The 16935-nt window shown below is 62.2% G+C and carries 18 protein-coding genes; 11 read left to right on the top strand and 7 right to left on the bottom strand.

Annotated features, from left to right (window positions below):
* Window positions 1-58: 58 nt before the first annotated feature.
* The 4 genes from LPW39_RS17460 to icd form a co-directional block, all read right to left on the bottom strand.
* Window positions 59-1048, bottom strand: a complete 990-nt coding sequence (locus LPW39_RS17460) for a sulfate ABC transporter substrate-binding protein (protein ID WP_239645038.1) — start codon at window positions 1046-1048, stop codon at window positions 59-61.
* A gap of 132 nt (window positions 1049-1180) precedes the next feature.
* Window positions 1181-1732 carry a DUF1439 domain-containing protein gene (locus LPW39_RS17455; protein WP_230778127.1) on the bottom strand — a complete coding sequence of 184 codons (552 nt, stop codon included), beginning with the start codon at window positions 1730-1732 and terminating at the stop codon, window positions 1181-1183.
* Window positions 1733-1763: 31 nt separating this feature from the next.
* Window positions 1764-2402: a trimeric intracellular cation channel family protein gene (locus LPW39_RS17450; protein WP_230778125.1), complete on the bottom strand. Its 639-nt coding sequence runs from the start codon at window positions 2400-2402 to the stop codon at window positions 1764-1766.
* Window positions 2403-2466: 64 nt separating this feature from the next.
* Complete coding sequence (gene icd / locus LPW39_RS17445) at window positions 2467-3735, bottom strand: NADP-dependent isocitrate dehydrogenase (RefSeq protein WP_230778123.1); 1269 nt, start codon at window positions 3733-3735, stop codon at window positions 2467-2469.
* Window positions 3736-4049: 314 nt separating this feature from the next.
* On the opposite strand from icd, the gene LPW39_RS17440 reads away from it, so the two are divergent.
* From LPW39_RS17440 to LPW39_RS17430, 3 genes are all read left to right on the top strand, one after another.
* The gene (locus LPW39_RS17440) at window positions 4050-4493 is read left to right on the top strand and encodes a DUF192 domain-containing protein (RefSeq protein ID WP_230778340.1); all 444 of its coding nucleotides are present in this window, start codon (window positions 4050-4052) and stop codon (window positions 4491-4493) included.
* A gap of 132 nt (window positions 4494-4625) precedes the next feature.
* A complete protein-coding gene (locus LPW39_RS17435) occupies window positions 4626-5210 on the top strand; it encodes a peroxidase-related enzyme (RefSeq protein ID WP_230778121.1) in 585 nt (194 codons plus the stop codon).
* Window positions 5211-5222: 12 nt separating this feature from the next.
* Entirely contained in the window at window positions 5223-6248 is a 1026-nt protein-coding gene (locus LPW39_RS17430; RefSeq protein WP_230778118.1) for an Ldh family oxidoreductase, read from the top strand.
* A gap of 57 nt (window positions 6249-6305) precedes the next feature.
* Here LPW39_RS17430 and coaBC read toward each other — a convergent pair whose 3' ends face one another.
* A complete protein-coding gene (coaBC, locus tag LPW39_RS17425; protein WP_230778115.1) occupies window positions 6306-7520 on the bottom strand; it encodes a bifunctional phosphopantothenoylcysteine decarboxylase/phosphopantothenate--cysteine ligase CoaBC in 1215 nt (404 codons plus the stop codon).
* A gap of 192 nt (window positions 7521-7712) precedes the next feature.
* Between coaBC and LPW39_RS17420 the strand changes: the two genes are divergently transcribed.
* From LPW39_RS17420 to LPW39_RS17395, 6 genes are all read left to right on the top strand, one after another.
* Complete coding sequence (locus LPW39_RS17420) at window positions 7713-9368, top strand: CTP synthase (protein ID WP_230778111.1); 1656 nt, start codon at window positions 7713-7715, stop codon at window positions 9366-9368.
* A gap of 113 nt (window positions 9369-9481) precedes the next feature.
* Entirely contained in the window at window positions 9482-10339 is an 858-nt protein-coding gene (gene kdsA, locus LPW39_RS17415) for a 3-deoxy-8-phosphooctulonate synthase (RefSeq protein WP_230778109.1), read from the top strand.
* Window positions 10340-10630 carry a DUF1330 domain-containing protein gene (locus LPW39_RS17410; protein ID WP_230778106.1) on the top strand — a complete coding sequence of 97 codons (291 nt, stop codon included), beginning with the start codon at window positions 10340-10342 and terminating at the stop codon, window positions 10628-10630.
* Between the two features lie 99 nt (window positions 10631-10729).
* On the top strand, window positions 10730-12016 hold the full coding sequence (eno, locus tag LPW39_RS17405) for a phosphopyruvate hydratase (protein ID WP_230778103.1): 1287 nt from the start codon (window positions 10730-10732) through the stop codon (window positions 12014-12016).
* A 60-nt stretch (window positions 12017-12076) separates the two neighbouring features.
* Window positions 12077-12355, top strand: a complete 279-nt coding sequence (locus LPW39_RS17400) for an FtsB family cell division protein (protein ID WP_021028246.1) — start codon at window positions 12077-12079, stop codon at window positions 12353-12355.
* Between the two features lie 87 nt (window positions 12356-12442).
* Window positions 12443-12994, top strand: coding sequence for a hypothetical protein (locus LPW39_RS17395; RefSeq protein ID WP_230778100.1), 552 nt, complete (start codon window positions 12443-12445; stop codon window positions 12992-12994).
* 30 nt (window positions 12995-13024) lie between these two features.
* On the opposite strand, the gene hslO is transcribed toward LPW39_RS17395, so the two are convergent.
* Window positions 13025-14014 carry an Hsp33 family molecular chaperone HslO gene (gene hslO, locus LPW39_RS17390; RefSeq protein ID WP_230778097.1) on the bottom strand — a complete coding sequence of 330 codons (990 nt, stop codon included), beginning with the start codon at window positions 14012-14014 and terminating at the stop codon, window positions 13025-13027.
* A gap of 68 nt (window positions 14015-14082) precedes the next feature.
* Window positions 14083-14610, bottom strand: a complete 528-nt coding sequence (locus LPW39_RS17385) for a gamma carbonic anhydrase family protein (RefSeq protein WP_230778094.1) — start codon at window positions 14608-14610, stop codon at window positions 14083-14085.
* Between the two features lie 112 nt (window positions 14611-14722).
* Between LPW39_RS17385 and LPW39_RS17380 the strand changes: the two genes are divergently transcribed.
* Together LPW39_RS17380 and LPW39_RS17375 are read left to right on the top strand one after the other, a co-directional pair.
* Window positions 14723-15529 carry a ferritin-like domain-containing protein gene (locus LPW39_RS17380; protein WP_230778091.1) on the top strand — a complete coding sequence of 269 codons (807 nt, stop codon included), beginning with the start codon at window positions 14723-14725 and terminating at the stop codon, window positions 15527-15529.
* A gap of 232 nt (window positions 15530-15761) precedes the next feature.
* Entirely contained in the window at window positions 15762-16883 is a 1122-nt protein-coding gene (locus LPW39_RS17375) for an EAL domain-containing protein (RefSeq protein ID WP_230778090.1), read from the top strand.
* Window positions 16884-16935 lie beyond the last annotated feature (52 nt).

Here is a 16935-nt window from a genome sequence, read left to right as displayed (position 1 = left end):
AAAAATCTACAGGAAATGCGCAGACAGCGCCCGGCTGGCGGGCGCTGCTATGGACTCATCACTTCTTGGGTTCGGTGAACAGCTTGTCGAAATAGCCGCCATCGCTGAAATGGGTCTTCTGCGCTTCACCCAGGCTGCCAAAGTACTTGCCCACGGTGAACTGCTTGATCGGCTTGAACACATCGGCGTGCTTCTTCAGCACCGCTTCGCTGCGGGGGCGAATCGCATGGTTGGCAGCGATTTCCTGGCCTTCATCGGAGTAGAGGAAATCCAGATAGGCCTTGGCCAGCTCAGCCGTGCCCTTTTTCTCGACCGTGCGTTCCACCACGGCGACGGGGTTTTCAGCGGTGATGCTCACCGATGGGTACACCGGGTCTACCTTGCCCTTGCCGAACTCGCGGTCGATCGACACGACTTCGGATTCAAAGGTGATCAGCACATCACCCACATTGCGTTGCAGAAAGGCAGCGGTTGCATCGCGACCACCCTTGGCCAGCACTGGCACGTTCTTGTACAGCTTGCTGATGTAGGCCTGGGCATCGGCGTCCGAGCCACCCTTTTCGCGGGCCTGGCCCCAGGCGGCCAGATAGGCGTAGCGGCCGTTGCCACCCAGCTTGGGGTTCACCACCACCACCTGCACACCAGGCTTGATCAGGTCATCCCAGTCCTTGATGCCCTTGGGGTTGCCGTTGCGCACCAGAAACAGCATGGTCGAGGTAGTGGGCGATGCATCGTTGGGAAACTTCTTGGCCCAGTCCTTGGCGACCACGCCCTTTTCAGCGAGGAACTCCACATCGGTGGTGGTGTTGAAGGTCACCACATCGGCGGCCAGGCCTTCGGACACGGCACGCGCCTGGGCGCTGGAGCCGCCATGCGACTGGTCCACCTTGATGTCCACGCCCTTAGTCTTCTTGTAATGGGCAATAAAGGCCGTGTTGTAGTCCTTGTAGAACTCACGGGCGACGTCATACGAGACGTTGAGCAGCTGGTTTTGAGCCAGCACCGAGCCGCTGGCCACCACCGCTGCAGCAACCACCAAAGATTTCAATCCACCCAGTTTCATGTTCTGCTACCCATTCGTATGAAGTGATGTAGCAAATTGTGGACTTTTGTGCTTAAAACTCAAACGAATATATTTTTGTTAATTTATGGTTTTTGAGAATAAGGAAAAGCCGCTGCATTACAAGCCCAGAATGATGACCAGCACGCCCTTGTCCACCTTGATATCCCGCACCGCCATGCGCGCCACACGCTGACGGGCATCTGCGGCATTGAGGGTGTAGATCGGCTGCTGGGCCAGGTAGGAAGTCATCGCGGCCTCCAGCGCCACCTGAGCCATCGCCGTGCGCCGCTCGTCCAAACCCTGCACCACCAGCTTGTCCATCAGCGGCTGGTCCAGAAAGATAGCGCCGCGTTCAGCGTCATAGCGCAGCGAGGAAGACATATCGACCTGCGCGCTCAGCAGCTGGCTGCCGCTGGTGTTGGTGTTGACGGTCATGTGCACGCCAAAATCGACCCGCTCGCTGTCCTCGTTCAAATGCACCCGGGGCTGTGCCATGGTGACGGAGACCAGCGGGTAGCGTTGGGTCAGCGGCAGGCGCTCGGCCAGTTTTTGCTCCAGCTGCGCCTGGCTGATGCGGATTTCATAAGTCTTGCCCGCCAGGTACCAGATGGCAACGGCGCCCACCACTGCCAGCAGCGCCAGCAGTGACCATGCAAATTTTTTTCCCATGCCTGCACAACTCCTATTGCTACAACCTTGGCTAATCCACCCGCCAGCTCGGCAAGCGCCAGTGCCGCCACAGCGCAATCGCGCGCAGGCCGGCGGTGACCAACACACAGCCTAGCATTGGCGCCATCTCAGGCACGGGCGAGCTGCGCAGCAGCAGATCCACCCAACCGCCCACAAAAGCACAGACCGCATAAGGCTGGTGGTCACGGAAGGCCTGCGGAATCTCGCCGCACATCACATCGCGCAACACCCCGCCAAACACCCCGGTGATCACGCCCATCATCACGCAGATGAGTGCGGGCAGGCCCTGCTCGGCAGCCATGTCCACGCCCACGGCAGCAAACATCCCCAGGCCCAGCATATCGGGCCAGAGCATGGCACGCTCGGTCAGCGCAAAATGGCGCTGCCGCAAAAACACGATGGCCAGCAGACTGATGCCCATGATGACCCAGACGAAGGTCTCCTGCCGCACCCAGAAAAACGGCCGCTGGTCCAGCAGCAGATCGCGCAAGGTACCGCCACCGAAAGCGGCCACAAAGGCCACCACGCACACGCCAACGACATCGAGCTGCTTGTGCGCCGCCTTGATCACCCCGGACAGCGCAAACGCAATCGTCGCTGCGATCTCCAGCACCTGGCGCGCAGTGTCGATGATGTACGGTGTGTCCATGGCCATGGGCAACAAGATAAGGGACTGGGGTGCGGTCTCAAGGCGCACCCCAGCCGGTGGAAGGTCAGGCAGCGGCTTGCATATGGCTGATCATCTCGTCGCCAAAGCGCGAGGTACTGACCTGCGTGGCGCCCTCCATCAGCCGCGCAAAGTCGTAGGTCACGCGCTTGGAGGCAATGGTGGCCTCCATGGCCGCAATGATCAGGTCAGCGGCTTCGGTCCATCCCAGATGGCGCAGCATCATCTCGGCCGACAGGATCAGCGAGCCGGGGTTGACATAGTCCTTGCCGGCGTACTTGGGCGCCGTGCCATGCGTGGCCTCGAACACCGCCACCCGGTCCGACAGATTGGCACCCGGCGCAATGCCGATGCCGCCGACCTGCGCGGCCACCGCATCCGAGATGTAGTCGCCATTCAGATTGAGGGTGGCGATCACCGAGTAATCGGCCGGGCGCAGCAGCACCTGCTGCAGGAAGGCATCGGCAATCACATCCTTGATGATGATCTCGGAGCCATCCTTGGGGCTTTTGAGGCGCATCCAGGGGCCGCCATCAATGACCTCGGCGCCGAACTCCTTCTTGGCCAGCGCATAGCCCCAATCACGGAACGCGCCTTCGGTGAACTTCATGATGTTGCCCTTGTGCACCAAAGTCACGCTGGGCTTGTCATGGTCGATGGCGTACTGGATAGCCTGGCGCACCAGGCGCTCGGTGCCCTCGCGCGACACGGGCTTGATGCCGATGCCCGAGCTTTGCGGAAAACGGATCTTCTGCGAACCAATTTCTTGCTGCAAGAAGGCGATCAGCTTGACTGCCAGGTCCGAGCCGGCCGCAAACTCGATACCGGCATAGATGTCTTCGGAGTTCTCGCGGAAGATCACCATATGCGTCTTGTGCGGCTCGCGCACCGGCGATGGCACGCCTTCAAAGTAGCGCACGGGGCGCAGGCAGACGTACAAGTCCAGCGTTTGGCGCAAGGTCACGTTGAGCGAGCGGATGCCGCCGCCCACCGGCGTGTTCAACGGGCCCTTGATGGCGACTAGGTACTGGCCAATGGCATCCATGGTTTCCTGGGGCAGGCTTTGGCCCTCGCCATACAGGCCCAGCGCCTTGTCACCGGCAAACACTTCCATCCAGGCAATGCGGCGCGTATCACCATAGGCCTGGGCCACTGCCGCATCCACCACCTTGCGCATCACCGGGGTGATGTCGCGGCCCACGCCATCACCTTCGATAAAGGGGATGATGGGCTGGTCTGGCACGCAGAGGCTGTGGTCCGCATTGGCGGTGATGGCCTGTCCGCCCTCGGGCTGCTGGATATGTTGAGCACGCATCGTCACAAATCTCCCAATCTGATTCTTCGCCCAGCCCCACCAGGCACCAGGCGCATGTGTTACCGCCAACGATTCTATCGACAAATACCGCCCCGGCCTGACTGCACAAACTGTGACATCTGAAGCCAGCACCGGGCATGGCACAGCGGGCCCGCAGCAAGGCTGGCTTGGTGTATAAAACCGGCTATGGCGCGCAGCGCCGCCACTGCACATCTCGTGCACCCTGCTTTGTGAGAGTCTTGACCACCATGTTCCCCACCCCCTTGGCCACCCGTTCTTCCCGCCTCGCTCAGCGCTGCCTTGCCGCATCGGCCATGGCCTGCGCACTGGCTGCGGCCTTGCCGGCAGCGGCGCAGCAGGCGGCGCCCACTGGGGAGCCGCAGATGCAGCTGGCCCGCACTGAGCTGACGGCCGGCATGCACCGCATCCATGCGCAAGTGGCGCAGACGGCGCGTGAGAAGGAAATCGGCCTGATGTTCCGCAAGGAGATGCCGGCCAATGAAGGCATGCTCTTTGTGTTTGACCGCCCCGGCATCCAGTGCTTCTGGATGAAGAACACCATCCTGCCGCTGACCGCCGCGTTTGTCAGCGACGACGGCACCATCGTCAACCTGGCCGATATGCAGCCGATGACGGAGGATTCGCACTGCTCCAGCAAGCCGGTGCGCTATGTGCTGGAGATGAACCAGGGCTGGTTCAAGCAAAAAGGCATTGCAGCTGGCACCAAGTTGCGCGGCCGCCCCTTCAGCGCGCAATGAGTGGGCGCTGAAGGGCAATCACTTTTCGTAGACGCCCGGACGTAGCCATCAGCAGCCAGTCACCAACAGGCAGGCCCGGCGCAGGGCTTGCCTCTATGATGGCCCGCAGAACAACCCTGTGGAGACATGACCATGGCTGCAACTGCGCGCTACCCCCTGCCCGATCTCAAGAGCCTGCCTGAAGACATCCAGGCCCGCATTGCCCAGGTGCAGGAAAAGGCCGGCTTCATCCCCAATGTGTTTTTGGCCTTTGCGCGCCGCCCGGCGGAATGGCGCGCCTTCTTTGCCTACCACGATGCGCTGATGGAGCGTGAGGAAAGCAGCCTGAGCAAGGCCGAGCGCGAGATGATCGTCACCGTCACCAGCGCGCACAACGAATGCCTGTACTGCGTGGTCGCGCATGGTGCGTTGGTGCGCATCTACGACAAGGCCCCGATGTTGGCCGACCAGTTGGCCGTCAACTACCGCAAGGCCAATATTTCGGCTCGCCAGCGCGCGATGCTGGATTTTGCGATGAAAGTCTGCACCCGCTCGCAGGAGATTGATGAAGCCGATTTCGGCGCCCTGCACGCCCATGGCTTCGATGACGAAGACATCTGGGACATCGCGGCCATCACCGCCTTCTTTGGCCTGAGCAACCGCATGGCCAGCTTTGCCGGCATGCAACCCAATGACGAGTTCTATCTGATGGGCCGCATCCCCCGCAGCAAGGCCTGAGGCGGGAAAAGCATGGATCAAAGACAAGAAGACAGCCTGCTGATCAGCGAAGCCGACCTGCAGCGTCTGGCGCTGCAGGTGTTGCAGCACCTGGGCTTGAGCCCAGACCATGCCCAGGCCATTGCGCGCATCGTGGTCGCAGGCCAGCGCGATGCCTGCCAAAGCCATGGCGCCTACCGCATCCTGAGCGCAGCCCAGACCATCCGCACCGGCTTGGTGGATCTGCAAGCCCGGCCACTGCTGCAGCCTACGCAAGGCGCGATCACCCGGGTCGATGCCCAGCGCGGCTTCTCGCCCTGGGCGCTGGAGGTGGGCCTGCCGCCGCTGGTGGCAACCACCCGCCAGCTGGGCATGGGCGCGCTGGTGATCAACCACTGCTTCCACTTCACGGCGCTGTGGCCGGAGGTGGAGATGCTCACCGGCCAAGGCCTGGCCGCCCTGGTGATGACACCCAGCCATGCCTGGGTGGCACCAGCTGGCGGTACCAAAGGGGTGTTTGGCACCAACCCGATCGCCTTTGGCTGGCCCCGGCCCGGCCCCTACCCCTATGTGTTTGACTTTGCCACCAGCGCCATTGCGCGCGGCGATCTCGACCTGCACCGCCGCGCCGGCACCCCGCTGCCTGAAGGCGTAGGCATCGATGCGCAAGGCCAGCCATCGACCGACCCGGCAGCCGTGGCCCAGGGCGCGATGCGCACCTTTGGCGGCCACAAGGGATCGGCCCTGGCGACCATGGTGGAGTTGATGGCGGGCATGCTGATTGGCGACCTGGGCAGCCAGGAATCGATGGCGCTGGACGCCGGTGCCGGCGGCATGCCCTGCCACGGCCATCTGGTGCTGGCTTTTGATCCGCAGCGCTTTGCCGGCGAAGACTGGCCTGCCCACCAGGCGCGTGCCGAAGCCATGTTTGCCGCCATCAAGGGCCAGGGGGCACGCCTGCCCTCCGAGCGGCGCTATGCGGCGCGGGCGCTGAGTGCGCAGCAAGGCATTAGCCTGCCGCGTAAGCTGCACGACGAAATCCTCGCCTTGTTGGACTGACGCCAAGCAAACAGCCGCCCATCTTGGCGGCTGCAATCTGCAGAGCTTTTGGACGGGCTAGCGCACGATGCGCTTGGCGATCTCGGTCACCAGTTGCTCGCCCAAGGCCGCCTTGCTGGCATGGGGCAGCTCCTGGTGGCCCTGCTCGTCCACCAGCAGTAAAGCGTTGTCGTCCTTGCCAAAGGTGGCGGGACCAATATTGCCTACCAAGAGCGGAATCTGCTTGCGCAAGCGCTTGGCCTGGGCATTGGCCAGCAGGTTTTCGCTTTCTGCGGCAAAGCCCACGCAGTACAGATCGCCGCTTTTGGCACGCGGCAGCTGCGCGACGGTGGCCAGAATGTCCGGGTTTTCGACAAAGGCCAGCTGCGGAACTTCACCGCTGCCGTCTTTCTTGATCTTCTGGTCGGCCGCGTGGGCTGGACGCCAGTCGGCCACCGCAGCGGTGGCTACAAATACATCAGCACCTTCGACGCTAGCCAGCACCGCTTGCAGCATTTCTTGCGCCGATTGCACATCGATGCGGCGCACGCCACGCGGCGTGGGCAGATGCACCGGACCGGCGACCAGGGTGACCTCGGCGCCAGCGGCCTGCGCCGCGCGCGCAATCGCAAAGCCCATCTTGCCGCTGGAGAGGTTGGTAATGCCCCGCACCGGGTCAATTGCTTCAAAGGTGGGGCCGGCGGTGATCAGCAGTTTTTTGCCAGCCAGTGCCTTGGCGCTGAAGAAATACTGCAGCTCTTCCTCGATCTCGGCGGCTTCCAGCATGCGGCCGTCTCCGGTCTCGCCACAGGCCTGATCGCCATTGCCCACGCCCAGCACCAGGGCACCATCAGCCTGCACCTGGCGCAGGTTGCGCTGTGTGGCGGGGTGGGCCCACATCTCGCGGTTCATCGCCGGGGCCAGGATCAAGGGCACGGTGTCGATGGGCCGCGCCAGGCACAACAGGCTGAGCAGCTCATCGGCCCGGCCCTGCACGAGGCGGGCGATAAAGTCGGCGCTGCAAGGAGCCACCACAATCGCATCGGCCTCGCGGCTCAGGTTGATGTGCGGCATGTTGTTGTGCTCGCGCGCATCCCACTGCGAGGTATAGACGGGGCGGTTGGAGAGCGCCTGCATCGTGACCGGCGTCATGAATTGGGTGGCCGACTCGGTCATGACCACCTGCACGGTCGCTCCAGCCTTGATCAATCGGCGGCACAGCTCGGCAGATTTGAAGGCTGCAACGCCGCCCGACATGCCGAGGACAATATGTTTTCCGTGGAGCTGGTTCATGCCCGCCAATGTAGCAGAGGCACAGCGCCACCGCTGCACTGCAGCAGACAAGAGAGCAGCGCCAGAACGGCTATCTTCGCGGCACTGCTCCATCGCTGGCAAACCCGTGGCCGTTGAAGCCCATTTATCGCAGCTGGCCGCACGGGCTGGCTTACGCCTTTATAATCAGAATTTCCCACCTCCCTAAAAGACATGACCAAATTTGTCTTCGTTACTGGCGGTGTGGTGTCTTCCCTGGGCAAGGGAATCGCCTCAGCCTCCCTTGCAGCGATTTTGGAATCGCGCGGACTCAAAGTCACCCTGATCAAGCTGGATCCCTACATCAACGTGGATCCAGGCACCATGTCCCCCTTCCAGCACGGCGAAGTGTTTGTGACGGACGATGGCGCCGAGACTGACCTGGACCTGGGCCACTACGAGCGTTTCATCGAAACGCGCATGCGCCAGTCCAACAACTTCACCACCGGCCGCATCTACCAGAGCGTTCTTGAAAAAGAACGCCGTGGTGATTACCTGGGCAAGACCGTGCAGGTCATTCCCCACATCACCAACGAGATCCAGGAATACGTCAAGCGCGGCGCCGGCATCGGCACCGACCACGCGGTCGATGTCGCCATCTGCGAAATCGGCGGTACGGTCGGCGATATCGAGTCGCTGCCCTTCCTGGAAGCGGTGCGCCAGCTGTCGCTCAAGCTCGGCCCCAACAACTCGGCCTTTGTGCACCTGACCTACCTGCCATACATCGCAGCGGCCGGCGAGCTCAAGACCAAGCCAACCCAGCACACGGTGCAGAAGCTGCGCGAAATCGGTATCCAACCCGATGCGCTGCTGTGCCGCGCCCAGCATGCTGTCCCCGAGGAAGAGCGTGACAAGATTTCCTTGTTCACCAATGTGCAGTCCTGGGGCGTCATCAGCATGTGGGATGTGGACACCATCTACAAGGTGCCCCGCATGCTGCACGAGCAGGGCCTGGACGGCCTCATCTGCGACAAGCTGCGCCTGAACACGCCACCGGCCAACCTCAAGCGCTGGGATGACCTGGTCTATGAGACCGAGCACCCCAAGGGCGAAGTGGCCATCGCGATGGTGGGCAAGTATGTCGAGCTGTCGGATGCCTACAAGTCCGTCAACGAAGCGCTCAAGCACGCCGGTATGCAAAACCATGTGCGCGTCAAGATCACGCACGTGGATTCGGAAACCATCCACGACAGCGATGCCGCCGAGCTGCTCAAGAGCTATGACGGCATCCTGGTGCCCGGCGGCTTTGGTTCGCGTGGCGTGGAAGGCAAGATCTCCACGGCCAAGTTTGCCCGTGAAGGCAAGGTGCCCTACCTGGGCATCTGCCTGGGCATGCAGGTGGCAACCATTGAATATGCCCGCCATGTGGCTGGCTTGGACAACGCCAACTCCACCGAGTTCGACCGCCAGACCCCCCACCCCGTGATCGCGCTGATCACCGAGTGGAAGGATGCCGACGGCACGATCAAGACCCGCGATGAGAACTCGGACCTGGGCGGTACGATGCGCCTGGGCGCGCAATCGTCGGATGTGCAGAAGGACACGCTCGCCCACAGCATCTACGGTGATGTGGTGACCGAACGCCACCGCCACCGTTACGAAGCCAACACCCAGTACCTGGACCAGCTGCGCAACGCGGGCCTGGTGATCTCCGCGCTGACCCAGCGTGAGCACCTGACCGAGATCGTCGAGCTGCCCAAGGCGGTGCACCCCTGGTTCATCGGTGTGCAGTTCCACCCCGAGTTCAAGTCCACCCCCTGGGCCGGCCATCCGCTGTTCAATGCCTTCATCAAGGCAGCAGTCGATCGCAAGAAGCAGGCAGCCAAGTAAAATTACGGCCACGCTGCGGCACACACACAGAAGCCATGACAAACAAAGCACCCAACCACGCTGCGTTTTTCATGGCGTCTTTGCTCTCACCCCACCCTTAAGGAACACCGTCCATGCAATTGTGCGGATTTGATATCGGGCTTGATAAACCGTTTTTCCTGATCGCTGGCCCCTGCGTGGTCGAGTCCGAGCAGCTGCAGATGGATGTGGCCGGACAGCTCAAGGAAATCACGTCCAGCCTGGGCATCCCCTTTATCTTCAAAAGCAGCTTTGACAAGGCCAACCGCAGCTCGGGCACGAGCTTTCGCGGCCCCGGCATGGAAAAAGGCCTCGAGATTCTGGCCAAGGTGAAAAAAGAGCTGAATGTGCCCATCCTCACTGATGTGCATACGGAAGCCGAAGTGCCCTACGTGGCCAGCATCGTCGATGTGCTGCAGACCCCGGCCTTCCTGTGCCGCCAGACCGACTTCATCCGTGCGGTCGCCCAATCCGGCAAGCCGGTCAACATCAAGAAGGGCCAGTTTCTGGCCCCGCATGACATGAAGAATGTCATCGACAAGGCCCGTGCCGCTGCGAAGGAAGTGGGCCTGCCCGAGGACAGCTTCATGGCCTGCGAACGCGGTGCCAGCTTTGGCTACAACAACCTGGTGAGCGACATGCGCTCGCTCGCCATCATGCGCGAAACCAATGCGCCCGTGGTGTTCGATGCCACCCACAGCGTGCAGTTGCCCGGCGGCAATGGCACCTCCAGCGGCGGCATGCGTGAGATGGTTCCCGTGCTGGCCCGCGCAGCGATTGCCGTAGGCGTCGCAGGCGTGTTCATGGAAACCCATCCAGACCCCTGCAATGCCCTGAGCGATGGCCCCAATGCCGTGCCGCTCAAGCACATGAAGGCCTTGCTCGAAACCATGGTGGCGCTCGATGGCATCACCAAGAAGAACGGTTTCCTGGAAAACAATTTTGGAGCTTAAATGCCAAGCGCATACATCATTGCATCGGTCACCGTCACCGACCCGGAGCAGTACGAGGAGTACCGCAAGTTCAGCACCATCGCCATGCAGACCTATGGCGCCGAAGTCTGCGTGCGCGGTGGCAAGGTCGAGGTGATCGAGGGCGACTGGAACCCCGGCCGCACCGTGATCCTGAAGTTCAAGGACAGCGAGCAGGCCCGCCGTTTTTACGACTCCCCCGAGTACAGCAAGGCGCGCGAAGCGCGTGCCGGTGCCGCCATCATGCGCATGGTACTGGTTGAAGGCGTTTAAGCGCTGCGTCGCCCTACCCACCCCTTTTGATTCCGTGCAGTTGCAGTCCACCCGTTTGCAGCGCACCAACCCTTTTCTCAATCTCTGAAAGGCTCTAAAGTGAGTGCAATTGTTGATATCGTTGGCCGCGAAATTCTGGATTCGCGTGGCAACCCCACCGTGGAATGTGATGTATTGCTGGAATCGGGTGTGATGGGCCGCGCGGCCGTCCCATCGGGCGCCTCCACCGGTTCGCGTGAAGCCATCGAGCTGCGCGATGGCGACAAGAGCCGCTACCTGGGCAAGGGCGTGCTCAAGGCCGTCGAACACATCAATACCGAAATCTCCGAAGCCATTCTGGGCCTGGATGCCGCCGAGCAGGCATTCCTGGACAAGACCCTGATCGACCTGGACAACACCGACAACAAGAGCCGCCTGGGCGCCAACGCCATGCTGGCCGTGTCGATGGCCGTGGCCCGTGCTGCTGCCGAAGAAGCCGGACTGCCGCTGTACCGCTACTTTGGCGGCATGGGCGGTGTGCAACTGCCCGTGCCGATGATGAACGTCATCAACGGTGGCGCGCACGCCAATAACTCGCTGGACCTGCAAGAGTTCATGATCGTGCCCGTGGGCGCTCCGAGCTTCCGCGAAGCGCTGCGCTGGGGCGCGGAAGTGTTCCACGCGCTCAAGAAGATCATCGACAGCCGTGGCATGCCCACCGCCGTGGGTGACGAAGGTGGTTTCGCGCCATCGGTCGAGAACCATGAAGCCGCCATCCAGCTGATCCTTGAAGCCATCGACCAAGCCGGCTACACCGCTGGCGAGCAGATTGCTCTGGCACTGGACTGTGCTGCCTCCGAGTTCTACAAGGACGGCAAGTATGTGCTCGAAGGCGAAGGCGGCATCAGCCTGACGGCCGAGCAATGGACCGACATGCTGGCCGCATGGTGCGACAAGTACCCGATCATCTCCATCGAGGACGGCATGCACGAAGGCGACTGGGATGGCTGGAAGGTGCTGACCGAGCGCCTGGGCAAGAAGGTGCAGCTGGTCGGTGACGACCTGTTCGTGACCAACACCAAGATCCTCAAGGAAGGCATCGACAAGGGCATCGCCAACTCGATCCTGATCAAGATCAACCAGATCGGCACCTTGAGCGAAACCTTTGCCGCCATCGAGATGGCCAAGTGCGCCGGCTACACCGCCGTGATCTCGCACCGCTCGGGCGAAACCGAAGACAGCACCATCGCGGACATCGCCGTGGGCTTGAACGCCGGCCAGATCAAGACCGGCTCGCTGAGCCGCTCGGACCGCATGGCCAAGTACAACCAGCTGCTGCGCATCGAGGAAGACCTGGGCGAAGTGGCGGTATACCCTGGCCGCTCTGCCTTCTACAATCTGCGCTAAGCCCGCTGCGGGGCATGGCCTCAGGGCCTGCCCCGTACGCCCTTGCCAACCCTGTTTGCCATGATCTCTCGCATTGTTCCTTTCGTGCTGCTGGCCATTCTGGTCAGCATCCATGCCCAGCTCTGGAGTGGGCGCGGCAGCGTGCCCTACGTCAAGGACATGAAGCAGCAAATCGCCACCCAGAAAACGGAGAACGAAGCCGCTACGCGTGAGAACGTGCGCCTGGAAACCGAGGTCAACGACCTCAAGCAAGGCATGGACATGGTTGAGGGCAAGGCCCGCAATGAGCTGGGCATGGTCAAGCCCAATGAAGTGTTTGTGCAGTACACGCGCAAATAAAGCAGTGTGGCCCCCAGCCCCGGCAAGCGCCTCTCAGGAGGCGCTTTTTTATCGCCAGCGCCTGGCATTGGCCGTATCATCGCCGCCATGCCTGCGACGCCCTCCTCTGCCACGACGCCCCATCCCCGGGGCTTGCCGCCTAAGGTCTATCTGGCCTCGGCAGCGTGCGCGGATGCAGCGCAGCTCGCGCAGCAACTGGCGCATGACCTGGCACAGTGCAATACCGCATCGCCACCGGCATTTGTGCTGCAGGCCTGCAGCTTTGCGCAGCTCACCGGCCTGCCAGCGGCAGACGGGCCAGCCATTTTTCTGGCCCGGCATGATGCCGTGCTGCTGCTGGCACCACCGATGCGTGACAGCGCCAGCCAGGCCGATCCGGCACAGACCCTGTTGATGCAAGCACGCCTGCACCTGGCGGCCCAGGGGCAGGCGTTTCAATTGTTGTTCAGCCAGGGGCACCGGCGGGAGCAGGATGCTCTGGCGGCCCTGTGCAACTGGTTTCCGCAGGCGCAGTGCCTGCAGGCCCTGCGTGCGGCGTTGCGCCAGGCCAACCCCGGTGCGCGAGCGGGCTGGAACTGCGAAAAATGCAGCGATCCCGATTGCGAGCTGCGCCTGTTCCAGAGCCTGATCAGCCCCTAGCCCAACTGAACGCCACCAGGGCGCCCGGCATCACTGCACCAGGTTGGAGGCCGGCGGGTCATTGCCACGCTCGGTAAACAGATGCGCCACATCGACTGCGTCGAAACGGTACTGCTGGCCACAGAATTCACAGCCCACCTCGATCATGCCCTGCTCTTCCAGGATGCTGTCGGACTCTTCCTGGCCCAGGCTGCGCAGCATATTGCCGACGCGCTCGCGGCTGCAGGTGCAGGCAAAGTGCGGGCCGCCTTCGCCGTCTTCAGGCACAAAGCGCAGCAGCTTTTCTTCCCAGAACAGGCGATGCAGGATGGTCTCGACATCGAGGTTCAGCAGTTCATCGCGGGTCAGGCTGGCCGCCAGGTGGGCAATGCGGTTGTACTCTTCGTTCAGGCCGATCTGGTCGACCTCTTCGGTGTTCTGCGCGCCGGCCGCCAGATTGGCCTCACCCTTGATAGGCATGCGTTGCACGATCAGGCCGGCGGCCACCTTGTCGTTGGCGGCCAACACCAGCACGGTGTCGAGCTGCTCGGACTGGCGCATGTACTGCTGCAGGATCGCGGCCATGCTCTCCAGCGGCTGGCCGTCCACATCGACCAGCGGCACCACGCCCTGGTAGGGCTGCTGGCCGGGTTGCTTGTCCTTGGGGTCCAAGGTGATCGCGCAGCGGCCCTTGCCATGCACATTGACCATGTCGGTCAAGGTTGCATCCGCAGGCAGATCACCGATCATCGTGACGGTGGAGCGCACGCTCAGGTTGGTCAGCACCTCGGTGACGGCCAGCTTCACCGGGCCATCGCCCGAGATCTGGAACACCAGCGCGCCATTGAACTTGATGTTGGACTGCATCAGCACGCCGGCGGCGGTCATCTCGCCGAGCATCTCCTGCACGGGCAGCGGGTACGGGCCGGTGCTGGTATTGACTGCGCGGCGCTGCAAGATCTCTTGCCAGGCATCGGTCAGTCGAACAATGGCTCCCCGCACGGGCAGCCCATCAAACAAAAATTTATGCAGTTCAGACACTGTAATTCTTCCAATTCAATACATGCAGGCCTGCTGCGCCCGGGCATGGCACCCGGGGCGACAGCGCCTCAATCCGGCAATTTTCGCAGACCCGCTTTGAAACGCCGCGCATTGGCCATATAGCCCTCTGCACTGCGCCGCAGTCCCTCGATCTGCTCCTGGCTCAACTGGCGCACCACCTTGGCGGGGCTGCCCACAATCAAGCTGCCTTCAGGAAACTCCTTGTTCTCGGTCACCACGGCGCCAGCACCCACCAGGCAATGGCGGCCGATCTTGGCACCGTTGAGCACAATGGCGCCCATGCCGATCAGCGACTCATCACCGATGCTACAGCCATGCAGGATGACGTTATGGCCGATGGTCACATGCTTGCCGATGTCCAGGGGCTTGCCCTTGTCGGTATGCAGCACGCTGCCGTCCTGGATATTGCTGCCCTCGCCGATGCGGATCGGGTCATTGTCGCCGCGCAGAATGGCACCAAACCACACACTGCTGTCTGCGGCCATCTCCACGCGGCCGATCACCTGCGCACTGTCTGCAATCCAGGCCGAGGTGGCAACCTGCGGTTGCACCCCATCGAGTTCATACTTCGCCATCTTGTCTCCATCGGGTTATGGTTCCGGGTCAGGGCTCCAGTCGTGCTTGCAAGCGCGAGGGCCATGCCTGCCTTGCACGCCTTCAGGGGGTGCCAGCCTCATAATTGTAGGGATGGAATTACGTCAATGTGCCTTGCAAGCCCTGTGTGTGGCTGATGCCGAGGAAAAATCCGCGCTCGCCCTTGCCATGTATGCGCAAAGAGCCACTATTTCAATAGCACCCCAGGCGCAGTTGGCCGTCCCCGAGGGCATGACCCTGCCCGGCCACCCGGCCAAGCCCGAGCTCAAGGCCCACACCGCCATGGGCCGGCGCTCCCCCGCCACCGCCGAGGGCCGCGCCATCCTGCTGCACGCCATCGCCCATATCGAGTTCAACGCCATCAACCTGGCGCTCGATGCCATCTGGCGCTATGACGGCATGCCTGAGGCCTTCTACCAGGACTGGCTGCAGGTGGCGGGTGAGGAAGCCAAGCACTTCCAGCTGCTGCGCGCCCATTTGCGCAAATGGGGCCATGACTATGGCGACTACCCGGCGCACCAGGGCCTGTGGACCATGTGCGAGAAAACGGCCGATGACATCGTTGCGCGCATGGCCTTGGTGCCCCGCACCTTGGAGGCCCGTGGTTTGGATGCAACTCCCCAGATCCAGGCAAAATTGCAACAAACCTCTGCACAAGATGCGCTGGAGGCGGTGGCCATTCTGGACATCATCCTGCGTGAAGAAGTCGGCCATGTGGCGATCGGCAACCACTGGTACCAGTTTCTTTGCGCACAGCGTGGTTTGGACCCGGAGCGGCACTACAGCTGGCTTGTGGGCCACTACGAGGCCCCTCGGCCCCGCCCTCCAATCAACCTGTCAGCCCGCCGCGAAGCCGGTTTCAGCCAGAGCGAACTGGACTGGCTGCAGGGGCAACTGTAACAAACAGACGCTTTTTATACGCCAAAAGCGTGTGCAGTTTGCTACAAAACCAGCAGATCCACTCTCTCCACAGACGCGTGAAATGCCTGATATGAAGGACAATGCACGTCGATCCAGAGATAACGAAATGCAGACATTGCTTGCGCCAGTTGCTGGTGTGGCACCCCTGATGCATGCAATGGTTCAGCCGTACATGCAACACACGAGCGCGCACCCTCCAACCTCCCCCTCCATGGCAGCCGCCATGGTGTTCACGTCACCCGCACCCCCCATTGCCTGGCAGCCCATCAAAGACGCCGAAGGCGCTGTCATGGGGCACGAGATATTCAACCGATCCCGCACTGCGTCTGCCCATACGCTCGATTCCGACCTGGCATTGACCCATGCCGTGCTTTCGCACATTGAGCCGGCCGCCTTGTTGGGTGATGGTCTGCTGTTCCTGAACACCACGTTTGAGAGCCTGCGCAGCAGCCATATGGTCCTGCTGCCCAAGGACCAGGTGGTCCTGGAGATTCCGTCCCTGGGCCATGCGGCATCGTCTGAGGCCCAGGCGCGCCGCCCTGCGCTGGAGGCCCTGCGTGCCCAAGGCTTTGCACTCGCCTTCAATCATTCAGTGCTGGATTCTGCCTATGCGCCCTGGCACGACCTGGTCGACTACCTGAAGATCGATTTCTCGGTGCTGTCGGCCGAACGCGCGGTACTGATGCTGCAATGGGCACGCCGCATCTCGGGCGCCACCTTGATCGCCGACAAGATCGAGTCCGCCGCGCAACTGCAACTGGCGCAGGAGAACAAGGCCCATTTGCTGCAGGGCTATGCCGTCAGCCGCCCCGAGCCCATCCCGGCCAGAGTGGTTCTGCCCAGCACCACGGATGTGGCGGCGCTGGCACAGGCGCTCAACAACAAGGTTGACACCGCTGCCCTGACCGAGCTGCTGCAGCGCCGCCCCGCGCTGCTGTTCAACCTGCTGCGCATGGCCCAGTCGCAGGACCTGCAGGCACGCACGCCGTACCTGTCCTTGCAGGAGTTGGTGCAAGCCTACCCCGCCGAGCACCTCAAAGCCTGGGAAACCATGCTGCAGGCCGTGGCCGCCAAGATGCCGCAGCTGCCACAAGTCCAGCATTGCGAAAAGCTTTACCCGCGCCAGAGCGCCGAACTGGCCAGCAAGGCCCTGGCCCTGTGGCCGGATGTACCTCCAGCCAGCCTGCAATTGGTGGCCGGCGCCTTGCTGCTCGGCCATATCCTGGGCATGGCGGTAGACCAAACTGCCGACCAGCTGCTGCCCAGCTCCCTGGCCCAATCGGTGCGCCTGCTGGCTCCGCAGTGGGAGTCCTTGCTGTCCGAGCTGGCCTGAGCAGGCATCGACCCAACGGCCTATTAGCCACAAAAAAGCCCGGTGCTGCGTC

The organism is Comamonas koreensis (assembly GCF_021026195.1).
GTDB lineage: Bacteria > Pseudomonadota > Gammaproteobacteria > Burkholderiales > Burkholderiaceae_C > Comamonas > Comamonas koreensis.
This window is presented reverse-complemented; position numbering and strand designations above follow the sequence as displayed.

Bases quoted from the DNA above. Each gene is read 5' to 3' on its own strand.
- LPW39_RS17455 (WP_230778127.1), bottom strand. From the start codon at position 1,732: ATGGGAAAAAAATTTGCATGGTCACTGCTGGCGCTGCTGGCAGTGGTG.
- LPW39_RS17450 (WP_230778125.1), bottom strand. From the start codon at position 2,402: ATGGACACACCGTACATCATCGACACTGCGCGCCAGGTGCTGGAGATC.
- icd (WP_230778123.1), bottom strand. From the start codon at position 3,735: ATGCGTGCTCAACATATCCAGCAGCCCGAGGGCGGACAGGCCATCACC.
- LPW39_RS17440 (WP_230778340.1), top strand. From the start codon at position 4,050: ATGGCCTGCGCACTGGCTGCGGCCTTGCCGGCAGCGGCGCAGCAGGCG.
- LPW39_RS17435 (WP_230778121.1), top strand. From the start codon at position 4,626: ATGGCTGCAACTGCGCGCTACCCCCTGCCCGATCTCAAGAGCCTGCCT.
- LPW39_RS17430 (WP_230778118.1), top strand. From the start codon at position 5,223: ATGGATCAAAGACAAGAAGACAGCCTGCTGATCAGCGAAGCCGACCTG.
- coaBC (WP_230778115.1), bottom strand. From the start codon at position 7,520: ATGAACCAGCTCCACGGAAAACATATTGTCCTCGGCATGTCGGGCGGC.
- LPW39_RS17420 (WP_230778111.1), top strand. From the start codon at position 7,713: ATGACCAAATTTGTCTTCGTTACTGGCGGTGTGGTGTCTTCCCTGGGC.
- kdsA (WP_230778109.1), top strand. From the start codon at position 9,482: ATGCAATTGTGCGGATTTGATATCGGGCTTGATAAACCGTTTTTCCTG.
- LPW39_RS17410 (WP_230778106.1), top strand. From the start codon at position 10,340: ATGCCAAGCGCATACATCATTGCATCGGTCACCGTCACCGACCCGGAG.
- LPW39_RS17400 (WP_021028246.1), top strand. From the start codon at position 12,077: ATGATCTCTCGCATTGTTCCTTTCGTGCTGCTGGCCATTCTGGTCAGC.
- LPW39_RS17395 (WP_230778100.1), top strand. From the start codon at position 12,443: ATGCCTGCGACGCCCTCCTCTGCCACGACGCCCCATCCCCGGGGCTTG.
- LPW39_RS17385 (WP_230778094.1), bottom strand. From the start codon at position 14,610: ATGGCGAAGTATGAACTCGATGGGGTGCAACCGCAGGTTGCCACCTCG.
- LPW39_RS17380 (WP_230778091.1), top strand. From the start codon at position 14,723: ATGGAATTACGTCAATGTGCCTTGCAAGCCCTGTGTGTGGCTGATGCC.
- LPW39_RS17375 (WP_230778090.1), top strand. From the start codon at position 15,762: ATGGCAGCCGCCATGGTGTTCACGTCACCCGCACCCCCCATTGCCTGG.